A 20,435-nucleotide genomic window follows, 5' to 3' on the forward strand; every position below is an offset into this window, starting at 1 on the left:
TAGACCTAATGTCGAGCCGCGGTTTTCCGCGCCGCCGAAGGTCTGCGCTGAACGTATTTTTATGCCTGGCTGAAATTTCCCAAAAAAGTTTTCCTAAGGGGGGCAAAAACAGGGGGCCTTTTCTCCATTTATTATGAAAGGGCAATCACGGGCGCCTCCGCCGGCAGGAGTTTTGAAAAATTTTTGCCGGGAGGGGGTGAAAATACCCCCTTCATTTCTACATGCTTAATGAAGGGGCTTTTCAGGAGGCTTCCTGCCCCGAGCCCTTATCCTGTTATGAGAGAAGGTCTTTCCCATGAAGTCACACGATCCGATCCGCAGTGAACATCGCCTGCTGGAGGCCCTCCGAGCCGCGGAGACAGCAACGCTCGCCCTGCGGGACTATGCCGCCACCGTTCTGCCGCCGGGACCGCCCGCGGCGGGAGGCCCGTCCATCGGCGAGGCGGCGCCCGCCATGGTGGAGCTGCTGGAGGGCGGCTGGCTGGCCGTCACCCTGGAGGCTGTCCTGCCCCGACGGGGCGACGGCGACCGAGGCCGCTTCCTGGCCCACTCCCTGCGCGCAGCCATCCGCCGGGCGTTCCCGGACCGGCTGCCGCCCAAGTTCCACATCTGCGTCCTGGCTTATGAACACATCTACGGCCCGGGCCGCCGCTTTTTGGACCACGACAACCTGGAGCTGAAGCACTGCCAGGATGTGCTGGAGGCGGCGTTCCTCACCAACGACACCTCCGCTCTCTGCTCCGCCTTTCAGTGCAGCCGCCGGGGGGACCGGAACGCCACCCGTATCTGGGTCCTGCCCGCCGAGGCGTTCCACAAGTGGCTGGAGAGTCATCGGGAGTCCTGGGCCGGACCACCGGAAACCTGAAACAATAGAGAAAAAATGACCCCAAAAAACATACCGATTTCTGATTTCTCGCGCCTGCGGATTTTCGGTGCCGCTTTTGGGCCGGAAAGCCAGTATTCCCAAGGGGTCCGGCTTCGGGCTTCCAACGCCGTTGGGATCTTTATGGTTTTGAGGCGGTGCGGCAGCGGCAGTCTGTCGGACAGGGCCTGTGCCGGACAGATCCCGTGGGGAATGGCGGCAGTCTGGGCAAGGCGCTCAGCGCGAAAAGGGCCGCGGGCTGCGGAGATCGCAGTACTTAAGATATGAGGATGATACAAGATGAAATGGAATACAGAATATTTTGGCTTTCGCCTGCTGGTGTTCGTGGGGTTCTGCGGCGAGGTGCCGGTGGCGCTGCTGCGGAAGACGGGCGGCTGCTATGACTATCGCCGGCGGGTGGTGACAGAGCTGGTGCGGATGGGCTATCTGAAGGAGCGAAGGTTCCGGGGAGAGCGCCGCCATGTGGTCCGCTCCCTGTCTCTGACCAGCAGGGGGCTGAACCAGATCCAACACCTCTCTCCCGGCCGGGCGGAACAGATCCGGGCCCGCCTGCTGGCTCCGGCTGACGGCCAGGGGGACTGGAGACGGACCCAGCGGCTCCACCGGAACGCCGCCTGCCTGCTGCTGGCCCACCAGCTGGGGGCCCGGTGGGTCCAGGGCAGGCGCAAGGACGACGCCAGGCGGAAGGAGCTGGTCTATTACAGCGCCTATGAGCTGAACAAGGTCTGCGGCAAGGACAACAAGTCCGCCCGGGTGTCCGGGGTGCTGCTGACGCCTGGCGGGCGCTATTACGCTCTCTATTACCTGGGCCGCCGGAATATGCGGTGGAACCCCGAGACGGAACTGCTGTTCCGGGATCAGTTCGAGCAATCGGAGGCCGGGGCCGGCTTTTACTACAATGGCAGCATCCTGCTGGGGGAAGCGTGGGAGCAGGCCGCCGATCTGGTGCCCCACGCGATGAACCCGCGCAGCCGCCTGATCCGCTTTGCCCGGGAGGACTTCTTCTACTACATCGCCTTTGACGCAAACGGACGCCGGCTGCTCCGGGCGATCCTGGACGAGCACTGCCTCTACCGGCTCCAGCAGTACCTGCTGCGGGAGGCGCACTGCCCGGTCACCAATGAGCCTGTGTACCTGTTCCCCCTGGAGCTGCTGGCGGGATTCTATCAGCTGCCGGGGGAGCGGCAATACCATGTCCGGCCGGGTCTGGGCTGGTTCTTCGATTTCCAGATGCCCGCCATGGAGCGGCTGTGCAACACCGGGGCGGAGTTGGTCTCCCTGCCCGGCAGCCTGCTGGCCGGTCTGGACCGGAAGGAGGGGGAGCGGAATGGATCGTGAGAAGATCATCACCGCCGCCGAGCTGATGGATATGCAGTTCCTGCCCCGTTCCACGGTGGTGGATGGGATGCTCCCCGCCGGGTGCTACATTCTGGCGGGAGCGCCCAAGGTGGGCAAATCCTTCCTCATGGCCCAGCTGTGCTGGTGTGTGGCCACAGGGATCCCCTTCCTGGGACAGCCCACCCGCCGCTCCCATGTGCTGTATCTGTCTCTGGAGGACACGAAGGAGCGCGTCCAGGGCAGGCTGATCCGGATGTTCGGCGTGGAGCACCAAGTGAAAAGGCTCCATCTGAAATTTGGAACCGACCTGCGTGGGGGAGACCTGCTAGCAATGCTGGGGGGGTTCTTCATGGATCACCCAAGCGTCCGCCTCGTCGTCATCGACACCTTCCAGCGGGTACGGGAGGGCGGCGGCGCCCAGTACAGCTACCAGAGCGACTATGAGGAGATCCGCCCCTTCAAGGAATTTACCGACATCCACGACGTAGCGCTGATCCTGGTCCACCACACCCGGAAGAACACAGAGAGCGAGAATTCCTTTGACCGGATCAGCGGCACCAACGGCCTGCTAGGAGCGGCGGACGGAGCCTTCCTGCTGTACCGGGAGAAGGGTCGTGTGATCCTGGACCAGACCGGGCGGGAGCTGCCGGGACAGCGGATGATCCTGGACTTTGACCCGCAGCGATGCCTGTGGACGGTGGTGAGCCGGGAGGCGGAGATCGCAGAGCCGCCGGAGCCGCTGCTGGATCTCATCGACCAGGCGATCGGCGGGGGCTGGCAGGGGACAGCCACGGAGCTGCTGGAGCGGTTGCGTCGGCTGGACCCGGAGCTCCCCTACAGGGCCAACACGCTGACCCGGAAGCTCAACGCCCTCACCCGCCGGCTCAAGGAGGAGAAGGGTATCGAATACTGGAAGTCCCGGAGGCCGGAGAGCCGGCAGCTCACCTTCCTGCGCACGGAGGACGAGGAGGAAGATGAGGAGCGTGACGATGATGACGATTCCGCCCCCGCGGGGGAAATACCGTCATTACCGTCATCGGGATCAGAGAGCGGTGGTGATGGGAATGGCTGAGATGGTTCCAGTCTGGGAGAAGGCCAACCTGACCCTGGAGGAGGCCGCGGCCTACTTCGGCATCGGCATTAACAAACTCCGGGATCTGACCAATGAAGAAAGCTGTCCCTTCGTGCTCTGGAACGGAAGCAAGCGGCTAATCAAACGAAAAGCGCTGGAGAAATATTTGGAGACTGCCTATTCCATATAGGTGGTAAATTCCAAGGCTGTATGGTAAAATCAGATACAGCCTATCGAGCGCTTTTCGAGAAAGGAGGATCAAAACTTGTCCGAAAAGCGCCGGGATCAGAGAGGCCGTATTCTGAAAACAGGCGAGAGCCACCGGAAAGACGGTCTCTATATGTTTCGCTAACAAGGCTGTTCTCGATGCTCTGGTTGTCAAAGATACCAAACGCCTCATAGAACACCTTTTGGTCAAAGGTGCCCTGCTCCAGCGCAAAGGCATGAGCCTGGTTGATGGCCTCTTTTGCGGAGTCATGATCTTTCAGCGTTGTGGAGCGCAGGTGATGAAATTTCGTCCACACATTCTCAAAATAGGTGTAGTAGTTGCTCCGCAGCACTTCCACACCGTCCATGCGAATGGCTGCCCGGCCCTCATGGTCGGCGCTTTTGCTGTAACTGGTGGCAAAATATTGGATATGGCCCCGGAGCGCCGGGCACAGGTAGTCATTCTCCAATTTGTTCCGGATTCCGCTCCAGGTTGACATAGGTACTTGTCTCCTTTCTAATGCCGTTGCGGGCGTTGCCCCTTCCGCAGAATTTGCCTTTTGTGTTTGAAGTGTTATCCGTTGAATCCGCCGACTTCAATTTTATATTTGCAGTCGACCTCGATACAAACTAAATGTCCCATGAAATAGTCGGGTTCCGCATCCAAATCGATGTAAAAGCCAGTTTTACTTCCATTTATAAATACCGTTACATTGTTTACAAACAGTGCTTTTACAAACTCCTCTTCTGAAATTTTCCCATCCGCTTCCAGCGTTCCATCTTCGATCATTTCATTCACGGCGTCTATGCAGTCATCGTTTTCCTCCAAAAATGCTCGGATAATGGTATCTTTGTGGTCATTGACCCAATTTACCTTTTCCAAAACGATATCGCCCATATTTCCCTCTGTGCTCTGAAACTCAAGGAGAATTTTAGTTTTTCTATCCCATACGGTCCATTCTCCAACATGAAAGCCGAGTTTGCGGTCAAATACAAATTCCATATTCCCCAAAATGATTTTATCCGGCATTTCGACCCTTTTCTTCAAAAATAGTCCCATAATACACCTCCAAAGATTCCAATTGATTGCTCAGTAGAGCCGGGCTACGCTGACCAGATTCAAATAGTAGTAGGTCAGTTCGGTGAGCTCGGAGATCTGGGACTGGATAAACAGGGTGGAGCGGCTGGGGTCCAGACCCACCGACAGATAGTCCAGCGCCACCTCAATGATGTTCTGCCGAACCTTTTCCGGGTTGTCAAAATTGTCGGTCAGGGCCTGGGCATCCGCGATCATGATGAGGACCTTCTCATATTCCCCTGAATTTTGCAGGGCTACCCGCCGTCTCAGGGAGCCCACATAGTGCCCCAGGTGCAGTCTGCCGGTGGGCCGGTCGCCAGTCAGAATAATTTTGCTCATTTGAAATACGCCTCTTTCTACATTGTTTTGGAGTTCATGGGGTTCCGCCAGGGGCGTGTTTCAAACAAAAACGCCCTTGACAGACCTATGGTTCTGTCAAGGGCGAATAAAATATCTTATCCGTGGTGCCACCTTGATTCATAAGGATAACCCTTATGCGCTTTACAGGATACCAACATATCCCTGGTAACTGACGTATACCCACACGTCGCAGAATACTCTGTAAGTAATTTCACCTACATTTGACTGCGCCCTCAGCGGTCCATTTGACAACTTGTTTCTTGCCCGGTTCTCAGCAGCCCGGACTCTCTGTAAAGGCATCATTGCCGTTATCTCCGCCTCAACGGTTTCAGGATTCCGTATTCAATTGTATGCATAGGATCATATCCCTAAGCCGGGCTATTGTCAATAGCCTGAAAAGATAAAATAAAAAGCAGCGCAGCGTTTACGGGTTCTGGGACTCCTCTTTCTGACGGCCCATTGCCTCCCGGGTCATCTTCCCATCCTCATAGAGCTGGATCTTATAGTTGAGCCGGTCCAGAGACTGCTGGATCTCCTCCATCCGGGCCAGCAGCAGATCCCGCTGCTCCATCAGCAGGGCCTTGCGGGCTTCCAGGGTGGCGTCCCCCTGGCGGAACAGCTCCACATATTCCACCAGCGCCTCGATCTGGACCCCGGCGGCACGCATACACTTCATCAGTTCGATCCACTGGCAGGATTCCTGATCGTAGTCCCGGATGCCGCTCTTGTTCCGGGGCACCGGGGGGATCAGGCCGATCCGCTCATAGTAGCGCAGGGTATCCGCGCTCAGGCCGTACTGCCGGCTGGCTTCCGCAATGGTCAAAGAGATCGCCTCCTGTTCTGTTGCCGGTATTGTAGCACCTGGAGTGGACTCCAAGTCAAGAGATTTTAAAACTTTATGGAAAAAGGGCAAGAAGCCCTTGACATGGAGTGCACTCCAGGTGGTAGCGTAAAGACAAACATCCAACAGGAGGAATCAAGATGGTTTATCGGGACTTTCAGGGAATTAAGCTGTCCGGGCTGGGTATGGGCTGTATGCGCCTGCCGGTGGTGGACGGAAAAGACGACCAGGTGAATCAGGCGGCGGTGGAGGAGATGGTGGCCTGCGCCATGGACAGCGGCGTCAACTACTACGACACCGCCTGGGGCTATCACGGAGGCAACTCGGAGCTGGCCATCGGCAAGGCCCTGGCGGCCTATCCCCGGGAGAATTTCTATCTGGCGGACAAATTCCCCGGCTACGACCTGTCCAATATGGACAAGGTGGCGGAGATCTTTGAGGCTCAGCTGAAAAAGTGCCAGGTGGAATACTTTGACTTTTATCTCTTCCACAACGTATGCGAGATGAATATCAACGCCTATCTGGACCCCAAGTACGGCATTCTGGACTACCTGCTGGAGCAGAAGAAAAACGGGCGCATCAAGCACCTGGGCTTCTCCTGCCACGGAGCCATGCCGGTGCTCAAGCGCTTTCTGGAGGCCTATGGGCCGCACATGGAGTTCTGTCAGCTCCAGCTGAACTATGTGGACTGGCAGTTCCAGGAGGGAAAGGAGAAGGTGGAGCTGCTGGGGCAGTACCACATCCCTGTGTGGGTGATGGAGCCCCTGCGGGGCGGGCGGCTGGCCCGGCTCACCCCGGAGGAGGCGGCTCCGCTGAAGGAACTGCGGCCGGAGGAGGGGGTACCTGCCTGGGCCTTCCGCTTCCTCCAGACTATCCCCGGCGTGGTGGTGGTTCTCTCCGGTATGTCCGATCTGGCCCAGACCAGGGACAACCTGGCTACCTTTGCCACTGAGGCCCCCCTCAGCGACAAGGAATGGGAGACGGTGCTGGAGGTGGGCCGGCGCATGACAGCCCCGGAGGCCCTGGCCTGTACCGGCTGCCATTACTGCGTCAGCCACTGTCCTCAGGGGCTGGACATCCCCCATCTGCTGGCCCTGTACAACGAGCACCGCTTCACCGGCGGCGGCTTTATCGCCCCCATGGCCCTGTCTGCGCTGCCTAAGGAGAAGCAGCCCAGCGCCTGTGTGGGCTGCCATAGCTGCGAGGCGGTGTGTCCCCAGCAGCTGAAGATTGCCCAGGCTATGGCGGACTTCAGCGCCAAGCTCTGAGCCGGGCAGGGAAGGGACCGGTATTTTCCCGGGAGAGCAGTCGTTTTTCAGGCTGGTTTCAGGTTGCCACGGTATGATAAAGTAGAAAATGAGGTGACGACCGTGAAGATCCTGATCGTGGAAGACGAACATCTGCTGGCGGAATCCATCGGCGCTCTGCTGGAAAACCAGGGGTTTGAGGTGGAGATGGCCTTTGACGGGGAGACCGGGATGCAGTACGCCGAGCTGGGAGTGTACGATCTGCTCATTCTGGACGTGATGATGCCCGGCCTGGACGGCTACGAGGTAGCCCGGCGGGTACGGGTCCGGCGGCTGGGCGTGCCCATCCTGATGCTCACCGCTAAAAGCGGCCTGGAGGACCGGATCGAGGGGCTCAACGCCGGGGCGGACTACTATCTGACCAAGCCCTTTGATGTGCGGGAACTGCTGGCCTGCATCCACGCCCTGCTCCGCCGACAGGGCCCCCAGGTGGACCAGATGGAGCTGGGCAATACCACCCTGGATCTGTCCTCCGCCCTGCTGCAATGCGGCAGCAAGCGGGTGCGCCTGTCCGCCAAGGAATTTGAAGTGATGCGCTTCTTGTTCCAGGCGGGGGGGCGCAACTGCTCCAAGGAGGCCATCCTGGCCAAGGCCTGGGGCTATGACTCCGACGCGGTGGAAAACCATGTGGAGGTATATATCGGCTTTTTGCGGAAAAAGCTGGCCAGCATCGGCTCCAACGTACGCATTGAGACCATCCGCAGGATGGGCTACCACCTGGAGGTGGACGGCGATGATTAAGCGGCTGCGGCTCAAGTTTGTGCTCATCAACATGAGCATTGTCTCCATCATGCTGGTGGTGATCCTGGGGCTGGTGTTCTACTTCACCAGCGCCAACCTGGAGCGGGAGAGTATGCGGATGCTGGAGAACATCGCCCTGCAGCCTGTGGGGCTGGGGGTGCCCGGCCAGCCCGGTGAGGACGTGCAGCTGCCCTTCTTCAAGTTACAGCTGGGGCTGGGAGGGCAGGTGGTGGCCACCGGCGGCGGGTACTACGACCTGTCCGACCAGGCCCTGCTGGACCAGCTCATTGCCCAGACCAGCGCTTCCCCCAAGTCCCTGGGGGTGCTGGAGGAGTATAACCTGCGCTACTACCGCCTGAACACCCCCGCCAACCAGTGCGTGGTCTTTTCCGACATCTCCAGCGAGCGGGCCACCCTGGACGGGCTGTTTAAAACCTGTGTGATCATCGGGTGCGTCAGCTTTTTCGGCTTTCTGTGGGGCAGCATTCTGCTGTCCAAGTGGGCGGTGCGTCCGGTGGAGCGGGCCTGGAAGGGGCAGCGGCAGTTTGTGGCCGACGCCTCCCACGAGCTCAAGACGCCCCTGACCGTGATCATGACCAACGCCCAGATGCTTCAGGACGGGGAGACCGGCGGAGCCGACCAGCGGCGGTTTTTGTCCAGTATCCTCACCATGTCCCGGCAGATGAAGGAGCTCATCGAGCAGATGCTGGAGCTGGCCCGGGGGGACCACGGGGAGACGAAGGGGGTGTTCCAGCCGGTGGAGCTGAGCGGACTGGTGGAGGACACCCTGCTGCCCTTTGAGCCCATCTTTTTTGAGGCGGGCCTCACCCTGGACAGCCAGGTGGAGGAACAGATCACCGTCTCGGGGGACTCTCCTCAGCTGGGCCGGGTGCTGGAGGCCCTGCTGGACAACGCCCGGAAGTATGCCAGACCGGGCGGCAGGGTGTGGGTGCGCCTGGAGCGGCGGGGCAGAGGCCGCTGTCTGCTGACGGTGGCCGATCAGGGAGAGCCCATCCCGCCGGATACCCTGGAGCACCTGTTTGAGCGGTTTTACCGGGCCGATCCGGCCCGCAGCCGGACGGGCAGCTTCGGACTGGGGCTGTCCATTGCCCAGAGCGTGGTGACCCGTCACCGGGGAAAGATCTGGGCGGAAAGCCGGGGGGGAATCAATTCCTTTTTTGTGGAACTGCCCTGTATGTAAAAGGGAGCGGCCTGCGGGCCGCTCCCTTTTTTGTCTAATTCAGGGTCCTTTCAGCACCGTTTCAGCATGGCCCGCTATAATGGCTCCGATACCAGCGCCGGCTGCTGCCGTGCGCGGCAAGGAGGTCCAATATGATAACCGTGGAACATCTGACCAAATGTTATGGGGATTTCCTGGCGGTGGACGATCTGTCCTTTGAGATCGACGAGGGCCATGTATAAGCATCCAGTTCTACCGCTATGACGGCGCCTACTGCCTGGCCGTGGTGGACGGCCAGCCCACCGCCCTGGTGACCAGAAGCCAGGTGGTGGACCTGCAGGAGGCAGTGTATGCCGTGGTGCTGGGAGAAAGCTGACCCTGTAAGAAAACTGAAAGAAATGTTCGGAAACTTGTAGGGTGCGGGAAAGAAAAAGCAAAAACATCAAACGCCTTGCTTTGGTACCATATCGGTATCAAAGCAAGGCGTTTTTTGCCTGTTGGGAGGAATCTGCAATGAAAACCATTCTGGTACTTTTCGGCGGCTGCTCCACGGAGTATGCCGTCTCGCTCCAATCGGCCTATGCCGTGGTGAGCCATATGGACCGGGAGGCCTATACGCCTCTGCTGGTGGGTATTACCCGGTCGGGACAGTGGCTGTACTACACCGGCCCTCTGGACCGGATGGAGGCCGACACCTGGCAGCAGGAAAACTGTACCCCCTGCACCCTCTCCCTGGACCGGGGCCGGGGAGCGCTTCTGCTGCTGGACGGTACCGAAACGCGGCTTCATTTTGACGGGGCCTTCCCGGTGCTCCACGGGAAAAACGGGGAGGACGGCACCCTCCAGGGTCTGTTGGAATTGGCGGGGGTGCCGGTGATCGGCTGCGGCACCCTGGCCAGCGCCCTGTGTATGGACAAGGACCGGGCCCATAAGCTGGCCGCCCTGGCGGGGGTGAAGGTCCCCCGAGGGACGGTGGTGGATCGGAGCTGGCGGGAGGCCGACCTCCAGAGCGCGGCCCAGGACTTGGGCTATCCCCTGTTCGTCAAGCCGGTGCGGGCCGGTTCCTCCTTCGGCATCACCCGGGTGACCGGGCCGGAGGCCCTGGTGGAGGCGGTAAAGGAGGCCCTGAAGCACGACCGGGAGGCCCTGTTGGAGGAGGCGGTGCCCGACTTTGAAGTGGGGTGCGCCGTGCTGGGCAACGAGGAACTTACGGTGGGGCTGGTGGATGAGATCCAGCTGTCCCAGGGCTTCTTTGACTATGAGGAGAAGTACACCCTCAAGACCTCCGCCATCCACTGTCCCGCCCGCATCAGGCCGGAGCAGGCGGCCGCCATCCAAGCGGCGGCCAGGACCATCTATCGGGCCCTGGACTGCCGGGTGTTTGCCCGGGTGGACCTGTTCCTCACCCCGGAGGGGGAGATCTACTTCAACGAGGTCAACACCATCCCCGGCTTTACCGCCCACAGCCGCTACCCCAATATGATGAAGGGGATCGGCCTGGACTTTTCCGCCCTGGTGAGCCGCCTCATCGCCCTGGGGCTGGAGCCGTGAGAGGGGAGGGGACGGTCCGGGACCTGACCTGTACCGGACCGCTGATTTTGGTCAACGCCGCCCACCCTCTGAGGGTCCCGGCTGATCCGGAATTGGTGGAACTGGAGGGCGGGGTGCAGCTGGAGCGGCGGGCGGCTGCGGCTCTGAGAGCCTGTCTCCGGACGGTGGGGGGGACGGCGGGCATCCTCCCTGTGTCCGGCTGGCGCAGCCGGCCGGAGCAGCAGGCCATCTGGGACGACACCCTGGCCAAAGAGGGGCTGGCTTTCACCCAAAGCTATGTGGCCATGCCCGATTGCAGCGAGCACCAGACCGGTCTGGCCATCGACCTGGGCCGGCGGCAAGAGAACGTGGACTTCATCCGCCCCTACTTTCCCGACCAGGGAGTGTGCCGGGCCTTCCGGCTGGCAGCCCCCCGGTACGGCTTCGTGCTGCGCTATCCCGCCGGGCGGGAAACCGTCACAGGCATCGCCCATGAGCCCTGGCACTTCCGCTATGTGGGGCCGGTCCACGGGGAGATTATGGCCCGGCTGGACCTGACCCTGGAGGAGTATCTGGAGGAGCTGCGGAACTATCCAGCCGGTGGGGCTCCCTTCCGCTTTGCCGCGGCGGAGTGGGAGTGCGCCGTCACCTACCTCCCCGGCGGGGTGGGGGAGCCCTTCCGGCTGGCGGGCCAGCAGGGGCTGCTGTGCTCCGGTGACAACTGCGGGGGCGTGGTGGCCGCCTCCTGGCGGAGCACAGGGGGGTGAGGACATGGGAAAGGACAGGCTGGTTGCCCGGTCCAGAGGGGATGGACTGGGCTGGTTCTGGCGGCTGTACCGGCTGCGTCGGAACACAAAGCACCGGCTGGTGCGGAGCCTGTGTACCTACCTGATGTGCCGCAGCGCCCACCGCCACGGGGGCTATGTGGGGCCGGGTGCGGAGTTTGAGTCCCCGCCGGTCCTCCCCCACGGCCTCCACGGGGTATTTATTTCCCGCTACGCGGTGGTGGGGGCAAGGTGCAAAATCTATCAGAATGTGACCATCGGCGAGGTGGACGGAAAGGCCCCGACGATCGGCCCGGACTGCCTCATCGGCGCCGGGGCGGTGCTGGTGGGAGACATCCGGGTGGGGCGGAATGTCCGCATCGGCGCGGGGGCGGTGGTCTGTCGGGACATCCCCGACGGCAGCACCGTGGTGGCCCCGCCGCCCCGGATCTTGGAAAGGAAGCAGAGGGTATGAAGTACGAGGAAGCGCGCACCGCCCGGGCCTGGCGGGAGGTGGACCTGGAGGCTGTGGTCCACAACGCCGCCTGGCTCCAGGGGCGGATGGGCCCCGGCTGCCGGCTGATGGCGGTGGTCAAGGCGGACGCCTACGGCCACGGGGCCGGGCCGGTGGCCCGATGCCTGGAGGAGCAGGGGGTAAAGGCCTTCGCGGTGGCCTGCCTGTCGGAGGGGATTGCCCTGCGGCGGCAGGGAGTGAGGGGCCTCATCCTCATCCTGGGCTATACCCCGCCGGAGGAGGCGGCGGAGCTGGTCCGGTGGGGGCTGACCCAGTGCGTGGCCGACGAGGCCCACGGCAGAGCCCTGTCGGCGGCGGGGGTGCCTCTGGAGGTCCACCTGGCCCTGGATACCGGGATGCACCGGCTGGGCATCCCGGCGGAGGACCATGAGGCCATCGCCCGCACCCGGGCTCTGCCCAACCTCAAGTTCACCGGCACCTTTTCCCACCTGTGCGTGTCGGACAGCGCCAGCCCGGAGGACCAGGCTTTCACCCAGGTCCAGCTGGGCCGATTCTACGGGGCGGTGGCCCGGATGGCTGCCGCCGGTCTGGACCCGGGGGCCGTCCACATCCAGGCCAGCTACGGCATCCTGAATTTGCCGCACCAGCCCTGCGCCTGGGCCCGGGCGGGCATTGCCCTGTACGGCGTGTACAGCCGGGAGGAGGACCGGACAAATTCCGCCGCCCTGCGTCCTGCCCTGTCCCTGCGGGCCCGGGTGGCCGCCCTGCGCACCGTGCCCGCCGGGGAGGGGGCCGGGTACGGCCTGGCCTTCCGGGCCAGGGGGGATACCAAGCTGGCGGTGGTCACCGTGGGCTACGCCGACGGCCTGCCCCGGATGCTGGCTCAGGCGGGCGGGGAAGTGCTGGTCCGGGGGGTGCGCTGCCCCATGGCGGGGCGGATGTGCATGGACCAGCTGCTGGCGGACGTGACCGGCGTACCCCAGACCGCTCCCGGCGACGTGGTTACCCTCATTGGCCGGGACGGCGGAGAGAAGATCCGGGCGGAGGAGGTGGCCGCCCGGTGCGGCACCATCACCAACGAACTGCTCTCCCGGCTGGGAAACCGCCTGCCCATCCGGTATTGTCCATAAAAAATACCCTCTGCCCAGGGCAGAGGGTATTTTTGCGGTTACAGGAAGAACTCCGGCTGACGGGGGACGCCTGCCTTTTCCGTCAGCATGGCGGTGGTGGCCTGGAGGGCAGGGGCGGGGATGGTCCGGGCCCCACGGGGGCAGAGGGAGACGCAGCGCATACAGGTGATGCACCGCTCCGGGTCGGTCTCCTTGGGGCTTCCCGCCGGAATGGCGCCCACCGGGCAGCGGGAGGCGCACAGGCCGCAGGAGATGCAGCTCTCCCCGGCGGCGGGGTGGAAGGGGACCCCCTTCCAGTCCTTGTAAGGGGTGTTCCCCGGCACAGTTACCGGGGCAAGGGGATCGGGTCCGGCCAGCTTGTCCAGCACCGCCCGGCCGAAGCTGGCGGCGGCTTCCAGATCGGCCTGATCCGGACGGCCCTGGGCAATGGTGGGGGCGATGGAGTGCTGGGCCACAAAGGCCGCCGCTCCGATCACCTGAAAGCCGCCCGCCTTCAGGGCGTCGGACAGCTCCAGCAGGGCGTCCTCATAGTCCCGGTTGCCGTACACCGCCATGGCGACCGCGGGGCCGCTGCCGCTGAGGGCGGCCAGCCGCTCCAGGGCCACGGCGGGAATACGCCCGCCGAACACCGGCGCGGCGGCCAGCAGCACGGTGTTGCCAGCCACCGGCGTGGACGGCGCGGGGACGGACAGATCCACCACATGGCCCTGGCCTCCGGTAATGGCCTTGGCGATGGCGGCGGTGCCGCCGGTGGGGCTGAACACGGCAGAAATCCAATGAAGGTCATTCATGATGGGACTCCTCCTCTTTTTTCGCAATAAACTCCTGGGAGAATTTAGCCAGCATATCTTTGGGCGGCACCGAGTCCTCCCGGCTGAGCAGGAACTTCTTGATAATGAAGATCAGGGCCACTGCCGCCACCCCCAGCAGGGTATCCATGGAACTGGAGTGGCTCACCACCAGCTGGCGGGCGATGGCAAAGAGCAGCACGTCGGTGACCGCCCGGGGGGTGTGGAGAATGAGCATCTTCACAAACTCCAGGCATACCACGATGTTCATGGTATTGGCCAAAAACTCGTCCAGGCTGAATTGCCCCAGGGCCAGATAGTTTAGGGAATCCATTCCCGTCAGAACCATCTGCACCACTGTAATCACCAAAATAAACAGGGCAATGACCAGTTCCAGGATCCAGGCGGTTTTCAGAAGGAATTTTATGACGGTTCCTTTCATGGAGGACGCTCCTTTCCGGTGTGCCTTCTGTACAAATTATAACGGATGGGCCATGCGCCGTCAACGCCGGGAGGTATAGGGTGGAAAAATTCGGGTATCCTATCAAAATGAGATTGACTTGCCGGTCAAACTGTGCTATGATGGCCGCAGTTGAAAAGGGAGTAGTTTAAAGTCACACTGCCAACAATCACGGCTGTCACCAGCCTGGCTGTGTGCACCCCATGGGTAACAAGACTTTTCGACAACTGCCGTGCTATGCCCGGCGGTTGGCGGAGGGTCTTTTTTTATTTGCTCTTCGCCGAAAGTAAACTGTAAGGGAATGAAAGGTATGACAGAGGCTTATTACCGGAAAACCACCCAGCAGGCGCTGGAGGCCCAGCAAGCCGGGATGTCCGGCCTCAGCGATCAGGAGGCCGGACGCCGGCGGGAGCAGTACGGCCCCAACAAGCTGTCCGAAGGGAAAAAGAAGAGCGCCATCCAGGTCTTTGCCGAGCAATTCAAGGACCTGCTGGTCATCATCCTCATCATCGCGGCTATCATCTCCGCGGTGTCGGAGAATGTGGAGAGCACCATCGTCATCTTTGCCGTGCTCATCCTCAACGCCATTCTGGGCACCGTCCAGTATCTGAAGGCGGAAAAATCACTGGAGAGCCTGAAGGCCATGTCCTCCCCCACCGCCAAGGTACTGCGGGGAGGCGTGCGGGTGGAGATCCCCTCCGCCGACGTGGTGCCCGGCGACATCGTGCTGCTGGAGGCCGGCGACATGGTGGTGGCCGACGGCCGTGTGCTGGAAAACTTCTCCCTCAAGGTCAATGAGTCCTCCCTCACCGGCGAGAGCGAGGGCGTGGATAAGACCGCCGACGTGATCGAAGCCGACCAGGTGGCCCTGGGCGACCAGAAGAACATGGTGTTCTCCGGCTCCCTGGTGACCTATGGCCGTGCCACCGTGCTGGTTACCGGCACCGGCATGAATACCGAGCTGGGCAAGATCGCCGCCCTGATGAACCAGACCCAGCAGCGCAAGACCCCCCTGCAGCAGAGCCTGGACAACTTTTCCGCCAAGCTGGCCATCGTCATTATGGCCATCTGCGTCGTGGTGTTTGCCCTGTCCATCTTCCGTACCGGCATGGGGGTGCTGGACTCCCTCATGTTTGCCGTGGCCCTGGCGGTGGCCGCCATCCCCGAGGCTCTCAGCTCCATCGTTACCATCGTGCTGGCCATGGGCACCCAGAAGATGGCCAAGCAGAACGCCATCATTAAAGACCTGAAGGCGGTGGAGAGCCTGGGCTCGGTCTCCGTCATCTGCTCGGATAAGACGGGCACTCTGACCCAGAATAAGATGACTCCCCAGAAGGTGTATGCCGACGGCTCCCTGCTGGAGGGAGAGGATCTGGAGCTGGTCAACGACGTGCAGCGGCTGCTCCTCAAGGCAGCCCTGCTGGCCAGCGACGCTACCAACAACGCCGAGACCGGCACCTCCATCGGCGACCCCACCGAGGTAGCCCTGGTGATGCTGGGCGAGAAGTTCGGCATCGACGAGGAGGTTTACCGGTCCCAGCATCCCCGTCTGGGCGAGCTGGCCTTTGACTCCGACCGTAAGCTGATGAGCACCCTCCACGACATCGACGGGACGCCCACCATGTTCACCAAGGGCGCTATCGACGTATTGCTGGACCGGTCCAAGTGGCTCCTCACCCGGCAGGGCAGAGTGGAGATGACCCCCGAGCGCAAGGAGGAGATTGCCCGGGTCAATATGGAGCTGTCCATGGAAGGCCTGCGGGTGCTGGCCTTTGCCTACCGGGAGGTGGACGCGGTCCGGCCCCTCACCCTGGAGGACGAGAAGGACTTTACCTTCATCGGCCTCATCTCCATGATTGACCCGCCCCGGCCCGAGGCCATCCAGGCGGTGGCCGACGCCAAGCGGGGCGGCATCCGCACCATCATGATCACCGGCGACCACAAGGTTACCGCCTCCGCCATCGCCCGCCAGCTGGGCATCTTCCAGGACGGGGATGAGGCGGTGTCCGGACTGGAGCTGGACCAGATGAGCGACGCCGATCTGGATGAGCGGCTGGCCAAGATCTCGGTCTATGCCCGGGTTTCCCCCGAGCATAAGATCCGCATCGTCAACGCCTGGCAGCGCCGGGGCAACATCGTGTCCATGACCGGCGACGGCGTCAACGACGCCCCCGCCCTGAAGAAGGCGGACATCGGTGTGGCCATGGGCATCACCGGCACCGAGGTGTCCAAGGACGCCGCCTCCATGATCCTGGCTGACGATAACTTCGCCACCATTGTCCGGGCGGTGGTCAACGGCCGCAGCGTGTACACCAACATCAAAAACGCCATCCAGTTCCTGCTCAGCGGCAACACCGCCGGCATCTTCTGTGTGCTGTACGCCTCCCTGATGGGGCTGCCGGTGCCCTTCCAGCCGGTGCATCTGCTGTTTATCAACCTGCTCACCGACTCTCTGCCTGCCATCGCCATCGGCATGGAGCCCGCCCGGAAGGGTCTGCTGGACCAGAAGCCCAGAGATCCCAAGGAGCCCATCCTCAACAAGCCCCTGCTCTCCCGCATCGGCGGACAGGGCCTGCTCATCGCCATTGTCACCATGATCGCCTTCTACCTGGGCTACCAGAACGGGGACGCGGCGCTGGCTTCCACCATGGCCTTCTCCACCCTCACCCTGGCCCGGCTGTTCCACGGCTTCAACTGCCGGGGCGCCGAGTCCATCTTCCGGCTGAAGTTTGGCACCAACAAGGCCTCCATCGCCGCCTTCTTTGCCGGCGTGGTGCTGCTGATGCTGGTGCTCTTTACCCCCGGCCTGACCAGCCTCTTTATGGTCGCTTCCTCTTTTGGCCTGATGAATCTGGGCGAGATCGTGATCCTGGCCTTCCTGCCTACTCTGGTGATCCAGATTGTCAAGGTCATTGCCGGCCTGAAAAAGGGCAGGGACTAATTGCAAAAAAGACGCGCCCGCAGGGCGCGCCTTTTTCACGCATAAAACCGGGGCGCGGTGGAAACACCGCGCCCCTTACAGGATCGGAGTTCGTTTGATTCCACTCCTTTCGCCTTTCGCCAGAGGGTGAGCTCACCCGGCACCGGCTTAAAAGGAGATGCAAGAACCAGCGGTCATCCGGTCCAACATCAGTATGCCCCGATGGCGGCCTGAAATACAGGAAAAAAACGGTATAGAACCGGACATAATTGCCCAAACTGGACATAGGATAAAACCGGAAAGCCCGGAGCAAGGAGGAGGATCGTATGCCGGAAGCCACCAAGCGCTTCAGCCTGCGCCGACGGGAGAGCGAGCGGGAGGGGACCCGCCGGGTCCTGCTGGAGGGACTGAGCCAGACCAGGGCCCTCATTGCCCAGGCCTATCAGGGCTTCAACGACGCCTGTGACCCGGATCTCATCGAATCCTATGTCTTTGAGATCAACGCCCTTCAGTCCCGGTACACCTACCTGCTGCGCCAGGTCAAGGAACTGGAGGGCGGGCAGACCGTCCGCACCGGATAAGAGGGGCCCGCCCCGCCGCCAAGGTTCTGGCACACAGAAAGGAGGTGGCGGCGGTGGAACCGCTGCTCAACGCCCTGCCATGGGTGGCGGGAGGACTGTTTCTGGTGCTGCTGCTGGCAGTGCTGCGTAAGCCCCTGAGCTGGCTGGGCCGTCTGGCGGCCCGGACAGGGGTGGGGCTGGGAGCGCTGTGGGTTTTGCGCTGGGCTGGGGGCATTCTGGGCCTCCAGCTGGGGGTCAACCTGACCAACGCCCTGGTGCTGGGCCTGCTGGGGCTGCCCGGATTCGGCCTGCTGGCGGCCCTGGAGTGGATGCTGGCTGTGTAAGAAAAGGACGCCGCCCGGAGGTGCGGCGTCCTTTTTGTAAAATTATTTATAATTGGGTCCTTTGGTGTTCATAGTTTTTTAAAATCCGTATCGTAAAATAAATAATACTCGATTATAAGGAGTGGACCCACTTGAAAAGACGACTTGCGGCGCTGACCTGCGCCCTGACTTTATGCGCCGGCCTGGCGCTGCCCGCCTCCGCGGCGAATTTTACCGACGTGCCCGCCGGAGCCTGGTATGAATCGGCGGTGAAGGAGTCGGTGGAACAGGGGTGGATGACCGGTGTGTCCGATACCCTGTTTTCTCCCAACGCCACGGTGACCCGTTCCACCGTAGCCATGGTGCTGTGGCGGATGGAGGGGGAGCCCACCCCGGTGTGGCGGGGCCATTTCCCCGATGTGCAGATCAACAGCTGGTACGGCATTGCCGCCGACTGGGCCTGTGAGGCCCGCATCATCAACGGCACCGACAAGGGCACCTTCAGCGACGGCGTGGTCACCCGGCAGGAGCTGGCGGTGATGCTCAGCCGCTATGACACATATAAGGGCCGTACGATGGCGGAGGGCGCCCTGAACCTCTACAGCGACGCCAACCAGGTGGCCTCCTGGGCCAAGGAGGGTATGTCCCATGCCATCGGTATGGGCTGGATGGAGGGAGACGGCGGCAAGCTCTCCCCCAAGAGCACCACCACCCGGGCCCAGCTGGCGGTGATTTTACAGCGGATGAATACCCAGGCCATGGGCTGACCGGCCCCTTACGGCACGGGCAAGAGAAAGGAGAACGCCCAATATGGAGCAAAGCAGTCTGTTCATATCCTATCTGCGGGTGACCCAGCATATGTCCCAGCAGTTTCGCAGCCACTTCGGCCGGATGGATCTGACCTTTCCCCAGGCCATGGTACTTACCGTACTGGGTGAGGACGGGCCGGTGCCCATCAGCACCCTGGCCGAGCGGACCGGCAGTGCCAACAGCACGGTGTCCGGCATTGTGGACCGGCTGGAGAAGCTGGGGCTGGCCAAGCGCCAGCGCAGCGAGACCGACCGCCGGGTGATCTACGTCAGCGCCACCGAGAAGTACGCCGCCCTGCGGGACAAGGCGGTCACCGATGTGAACAGCTACTTTACCGCCCTGATGGGGAATATGCCGGAGGAGGACCGGAAGCTGGTGGCTGCCGCCCTCCAGAAGCTGGACGAGGCGTTGAGCCAGGTGGAGGAAAAGGGAAAGTGATCCCTGATCTGAGAGGAAAGAGTGAGGTGTCCTGCCGTGAGGCGGAATGGTTATGAATCCTACCATGGGCGCAGCCGGGGACGTAATGCGCTGAAAGTGCTCATCGGCGTACTGCTGGTGCTGCTGGTGCTGTCGGTGGCGGCGCTCTTTTTCCTGGAGCCGTATATTCACTACTCGGCCGATGGAGTCCGGGTGGAGCTGCCCTTCTTCGGCGGCGGTGAGACGGAGACCGAGCCTGACCCGCCGGCCGGCACCGTTCCCATTCAGATCACCACACCGGAGCCCACCCCGCCCCCCACGCCGGAGCCGGAGGTGGATTTCCGGGGCGTGCAGCTGCCTGCCGCCGCCCTTACCGACGGTACTGCCCAGACCCAGCTGGAGGCTAACCGCGGCACCGCCGCCATCTTCTCCATGAAGGAGGCGGACGGCACCCTGGGTTATCAGTCCCAGACCACTTTGGGCACCTCCTCCGATCAGGAGGGCATCAATGAGGCTATCCAGACCCTCAACGGAGGGGAGCTGTACACCGTGGCCCGGATCTCCTGTTTCCGGGACAACGCCCTGCCCTGGAACGACCGGGCCCTGGGCATCCACAGCAATTCGGGCAACTGGCGGGACGACGAGAGCGTCCGCTGGAGCAGCCCGGCAGTGGAATCGGTGCGGACCTATGTGGCTCAGGTATGCGGCGAACTGGCCGGGCTGGGCTTTGACGAGCTGCTGCTGGACAACTGCGGCTACCCCACCCGGGGCACCGTCAGCTATATCAAGAGCGACAGCAACTACGATCCCAACACTCTGACCCAGACTATGGAGGCCTTCTTCCAGACGCTGGACCAGACGTTGGCCCAATATCCTGATATAAAGGTATCGGTGGTGACCAGCCTGACGGTGCTGGGCGGCGGCTCCGACGGCAGCGGCCTCACCCTGGACCTGCTCAAGCAGTATGCCGACCGGGTCTATGTCCAGGTGCCCGAGGGAGAGACGGTCCCCGCCGTCGAGGGGCTGGAGATCGTGCCCATTGTGACCCAGAGGACGGATACCGGCAGCTGGGCCCTGCTGAGCTGACAAAAAAGCTGCAAAAAAGTTGAAAAATGCTTGACTTTTAAAGATCACATTGATATACTACTAGAGCCGCTTTGAATGGGAACCCAAGTGACCGACGTGACTGATGTGACGTCACGCTTCGGCCCTCCCCCGACAGCGAGCCCGTAATGAAGGAGTTGAAAACGT

At 61.9% G+C, this 20,435-nt stretch carries 22 protein-coding genes and 2 pseudogenes; 18 read left to right on the forward strand and 6 right to left on the reverse strand.

Going from position 1 to position 20,435, the window contains the following annotated elements:
* Window positions 1-295 precede the first annotated feature (295 nt).
* From B5G42_RS06925 to B5G42_RS06940, 5 genes are all read left to right on the forward strand, one after another.
* A complete protein-coding gene (locus B5G42_RS06925) occupies window positions 296-865 on the forward strand; it encodes a DUF6100 family protein (RefSeq protein WP_087268307.1) in 570 nt (189 codons plus the stop codon).
* A gap of 297 nt (window positions 866-1,162) precedes the next feature.
* Window positions 1,163-2,221 (forward strand): hypothetical protein, encoded by a 1,059-nt coding sequence (locus B5G42_RS18110; protein WP_162611060.1) that lies wholly within the window; start codon window positions 1,163-1,165, stop codon window positions 2,219-2,221.
* Window positions 2,211-3,293: an AAA family ATPase gene (locus tag B5G42_RS06930; RefSeq protein ID WP_162611061.1), complete on the forward strand. Its 1,083-nt coding sequence runs from the start codon at window positions 2,211-2,213 to the stop codon at window positions 3,291-3,293. The genes B5G42_RS18110 and B5G42_RS06930 overlap by 11 nt, the downstream gene beginning before the upstream one ends.
* On the forward strand, window positions 3,280-3,483 hold the full coding sequence (locus B5G42_RS06935; RefSeq protein ID WP_333635565.1) for an excisionase: 204 nt from the start codon (window positions 3,280-3,282) through the stop codon (window positions 3,481-3,483). Before B5G42_RS06930 ends, B5G42_RS06935 begins: the two co-directional genes overlap by 14 nt.
* A 75-nt stretch (window positions 3,484-3,558) precedes the next feature.
* Window positions 3,559-3,645: an integrase DNA-binding domain-containing protein gene (locus B5G42_RS06940; RefSeq protein WP_162611062.1), complete on the forward strand. Its 87-nt coding sequence runs from the start codon at window positions 3,559-3,561 to the stop codon at window positions 3,643-3,645.
* Here B5G42_RS06940 and B5G42_RS06945 read toward each other — a convergent pair.
* From B5G42_RS06945 to B5G42_RS06965, 4 genes and pseudogenes are all read right to left on the reverse strand, one after another.
* Window positions 3,638-4,000: pseudogene (locus B5G42_RS06945) on the reverse strand (hypothetical protein); the annotation flags it as partial. The gene B5G42_RS06940 and the pseudogene B5G42_RS06945 sit on opposite strands and share 8 nt — an antisense overlap.
* Window positions 4,001-4,074: 74 nt before the next feature.
* Complete coding sequence (locus tag B5G42_RS06950; RefSeq protein ID WP_242961153.1) at window positions 4,075-4,560, reverse strand: DUF2262 domain-containing protein; 486 nt, start codon at window positions 4,558-4,560, stop codon at window positions 4,075-4,077.
* Between the two features lie 39 nt (window positions 4,561-4,599).
* A pseudogene (locus B5G42_RS06955) lies at window positions 4,600-4,917 on the reverse strand (tryptophan--tRNA ligase); the annotation flags it as partial.
* A 445-nt stretch (window positions 4,918-5,362) separates the two neighbouring features.
* A complete protein-coding gene (locus tag B5G42_RS06965) occupies window positions 5,363-5,761 on the reverse strand; it encodes a MerR family transcriptional regulator (RefSeq protein ID WP_087268316.1) in 399 nt (132 codons plus the stop codon).
* A gap of 158 nt (window positions 5,762-5,919) precedes the next feature.
* Here B5G42_RS06965 and B5G42_RS06970 point away from each other — a divergent pair, with 158 nt between their 5' ends.
* The 7 genes from B5G42_RS06970 (at window position 5,920) to vanT (ending at window position 12,906) form a co-directional block, all read left to right on the forward strand.
* Window positions 5,920-7,047 carry an aldo/keto reductase gene (locus tag B5G42_RS06970; protein ID WP_087268319.1) on the forward strand — a complete coding sequence of 376 codons (1,128 nt, stop codon included), beginning with the start codon at window positions 5,920-5,922 and terminating at the stop codon, window positions 7,045-7,047.
* A 102-nt stretch (window positions 7,048-7,149) separates the two neighbouring features.
* The gene (locus B5G42_RS06975) at window positions 7,150-7,827 is read left to right on the forward strand and encodes a response regulator transcription factor (protein ID WP_087268321.1); all 678 of its coding nucleotides are present in this window, start codon (window positions 7,150-7,152) and stop codon (window positions 7,825-7,827) included.
* The gene (locus B5G42_RS06980; protein ID WP_087268324.1) at window positions 7,820-9,028 is read left to right on the forward strand and encodes a sensor histidine kinase; all 1,209 of its coding nucleotides are present in this window, start codon (window positions 7,820-7,822) and stop codon (window positions 9,026-9,028) included. Before B5G42_RS06975 ends, B5G42_RS06980 begins: the two co-directional genes overlap by 8 nt.
* Before the next feature lie 492 nt (window positions 9,029-9,520).
* A complete protein-coding gene (gene vanG / locus B5G42_RS06985; RefSeq protein WP_087268327.1) occupies window positions 9,521-10,558 on the forward strand; it encodes a D-alanine--D-serine ligase VanG in 1,038 nt (345 codons plus the stop codon).
* The gene (locus tag B5G42_RS06990) at window positions 10,555-11,304 is read left to right on the forward strand and encodes a D-alanyl-D-alanine carboxypeptidase family protein (protein ID WP_242961154.1); all 750 of its coding nucleotides are present in this window, start codon (window positions 10,555-10,557) and stop codon (window positions 11,302-11,304) included. Before vanG ends, B5G42_RS06990 begins: the two co-directional genes overlap by 4 nt.
* 4 nt (window positions 11,305-11,308) lie before the next feature.
* Window positions 11,309-11,776 carry a serine acetyltransferase gene (locus tag B5G42_RS06995; protein ID WP_087268330.1) on the forward strand — a complete coding sequence of 156 codons (468 nt, stop codon included), beginning with the start codon at window positions 11,309-11,311 and terminating at the stop codon, window positions 11,774-11,776.
* Entirely contained in the window at window positions 11,773-12,906 is a 1,134-nt protein-coding gene (gene vanT, locus B5G42_RS07000; RefSeq protein WP_087268333.1) for a serine racemase VanT catalytic subunit, read from the forward strand. Before B5G42_RS06995 ends, vanT begins: the two co-directional genes overlap by 4 nt.
* Before the next feature lie 38 nt (window positions 12,907-12,944).
* Here vanT and B5G42_RS07005 read toward each other — a convergent pair whose 3' ends face one another.
* Entirely contained in the window at window positions 12,945-13,697 is a 753-nt protein-coding gene (locus tag B5G42_RS07005; RefSeq protein ID WP_087268336.1) for a 4Fe-4S binding protein, read from the reverse strand.
* The gene (locus tag B5G42_RS07010; protein ID WP_206406165.1) at window positions 13,690-14,136 is read right to left on the reverse strand and encodes a hypothetical protein; all 447 of its coding nucleotides are present in this window, start codon (window positions 14,134-14,136) and stop codon (window positions 13,690-13,692) included. The genes B5G42_RS07005 and B5G42_RS07010 overlap by 8 nt, the downstream gene beginning before the upstream one ends.
* Before the next feature lie 328 nt (window positions 14,137-14,464).
* Here B5G42_RS07010 and B5G42_RS07015 point away from each other — a divergent pair, with 328 nt between their 5' ends.
* The 6 genes from B5G42_RS07015 (at window position 14,465) to B5G42_RS07040 (ending at window position 20,270) form a co-directional block, all read left to right on the forward strand.
* Complete coding sequence (locus tag B5G42_RS07015; RefSeq protein WP_087268339.1) at window positions 14,465-17,095, forward strand: cation-translocating P-type ATPase; 2,631 nt, start codon at window positions 14,465-14,467, stop codon at window positions 17,093-17,095.
* 305 nt (window positions 17,096-17,400) lie between these two features.
* Window positions 17,401-17,655, forward strand: coding sequence for a DUF2508 family protein (locus B5G42_RS07020; protein WP_087188880.1), 255 nt, complete (start codon window positions 17,401-17,403; stop codon window positions 17,653-17,655).
* Window positions 17,656-17,708: 53 nt separating this feature from the next.
* A complete protein-coding gene (locus B5G42_RS07025; RefSeq protein WP_087188879.1) occupies window positions 17,709-17,978 on the forward strand; it encodes a pro-sigmaK processing inhibitor BofA family protein in 270 nt (89 codons plus the stop codon).
* A gap of 131 nt (window positions 17,979-18,109) precedes the next feature.
* Entirely contained in the window at window positions 18,110-18,724 is a 615-nt protein-coding gene (locus B5G42_RS07030; RefSeq protein WP_087268341.1) for an S-layer homology domain-containing protein, read from the forward strand.
* A gap of 43 nt (window positions 18,725-18,767) precedes the next feature.
* Window positions 18,768-19,205 (forward strand): MarR family winged helix-turn-helix transcriptional regulator, encoded by a 438-nt coding sequence (locus tag B5G42_RS07035; protein WP_087268344.1) that lies wholly within the window; start codon window positions 18,768-18,770, stop codon window positions 19,203-19,205.
* Between the two features lie 36 nt (window positions 19,206-19,241).
* Window positions 19,242-20,270 carry a putative glycoside hydrolase gene (locus B5G42_RS07040; protein WP_087268347.1) on the forward strand — a complete coding sequence of 343 codons (1,029 nt, stop codon included), beginning with the start codon at window positions 19,242-19,244 and terminating at the stop codon, window positions 20,268-20,270.
* Window positions 20,271-20,435: the final 165 nt, after the last annotated feature.

The sequence above is a fragment of the Flavonifractor sp. An91 genome (assembly GCF_002159225.1).
In the GTDB taxonomy this organism is placed as follows: domain Bacteria; phylum Bacillota; class Clostridia; order Oscillospirales; family Oscillospiraceae; genus Flavonifractor; species Flavonifractor avicola.

Bases quoted from the DNA above. Each gene is read 5' to 3' on its own strand.
- B5G42_RS06925 (WP_087268307.1), top strand. From the start codon at position 296: ATGAAGTCACACGATCCGATCCGCAGTGAACATCGCCTGCTGGAGGCC.
- B5G42_RS18110 (WP_162611060.1), top strand. From the start codon at position 1,163: ATGAAATGGAATACAGAATATTTTGGCTTTCGCCTGCTGGTGTTCGTG.
- B5G42_RS06930 (WP_162611061.1), top strand. From the start codon at position 2,211: ATGGATCGTGAGAAGATCATCACCGCCGCCGAGCTGATGGATATGCAG.
- B5G42_RS06935 (WP_333635565.1), top strand. From the start codon at position 3,280: ATGGGAATGGCTGAGATGGTTCCAGTCTGGGAGAAGGCCAACCTGACC.
- B5G42_RS06950 (WP_242961153.1), bottom strand. From the start codon at position 4,560: ATGGGACTATTTTTGAAGAAAAGGGTCGAAATGCCGGATAAAATCATT.
- B5G42_RS06970 (WP_087268319.1), top strand. From the start codon at position 5,920: ATGGTTTATCGGGACTTTCAGGGAATTAAGCTGTCCGGGCTGGGTATG.
- B5G42_RS06980 (WP_087268324.1), top strand. From the start codon at position 7,820: ATGATTAAGCGGCTGCGGCTCAAGTTTGTGCTCATCAACATGAGCATT.
- vanG (WP_087268327.1), top strand. From the start codon at position 9,521: ATGAAAACCATTCTGGTACTTTTCGGCGGCTGCTCCACGGAGTATGCC.
- B5G42_RS06995 (WP_087268330.1), top strand. From the start codon at position 11,309: ATGGGAAAGGACAGGCTGGTTGCCCGGTCCAGAGGGGATGGACTGGGC.
- vanT (WP_087268333.1), top strand. From the start codon at position 11,773: ATGAAGTACGAGGAAGCGCGCACCGCCCGGGCCTGGCGGGAGGTGGAC.
- B5G42_RS07005 (WP_087268336.1), bottom strand. From the start codon at position 13,697: ATGAATGACCTTCATTGGATTTCTGCCGTGTTCAGCCCCACCGGCGGC.
- B5G42_RS07010 (WP_206406165.1), bottom strand. From the start codon at position 14,136: ATGAAAGGAACCGTCATAAAATTCCTTCTGAAAACCGCCTGGATCCTG.
- B5G42_RS07015 (WP_087268339.1), top strand. From the start codon at position 14,465: ATGACAGAGGCTTATTACCGGAAAACCACCCAGCAGGCGCTGGAGGCC.
- B5G42_RS07020 (WP_087188880.1), top strand. From the start codon at position 17,401: ATGCCGGAAGCCACCAAGCGCTTCAGCCTGCGCCGACGGGAGAGCGAG.
- B5G42_RS07035 (WP_087268344.1), top strand. From the start codon at position 18,768: ATGGAGCAAAGCAGTCTGTTCATATCCTATCTGCGGGTGACCCAGCAT.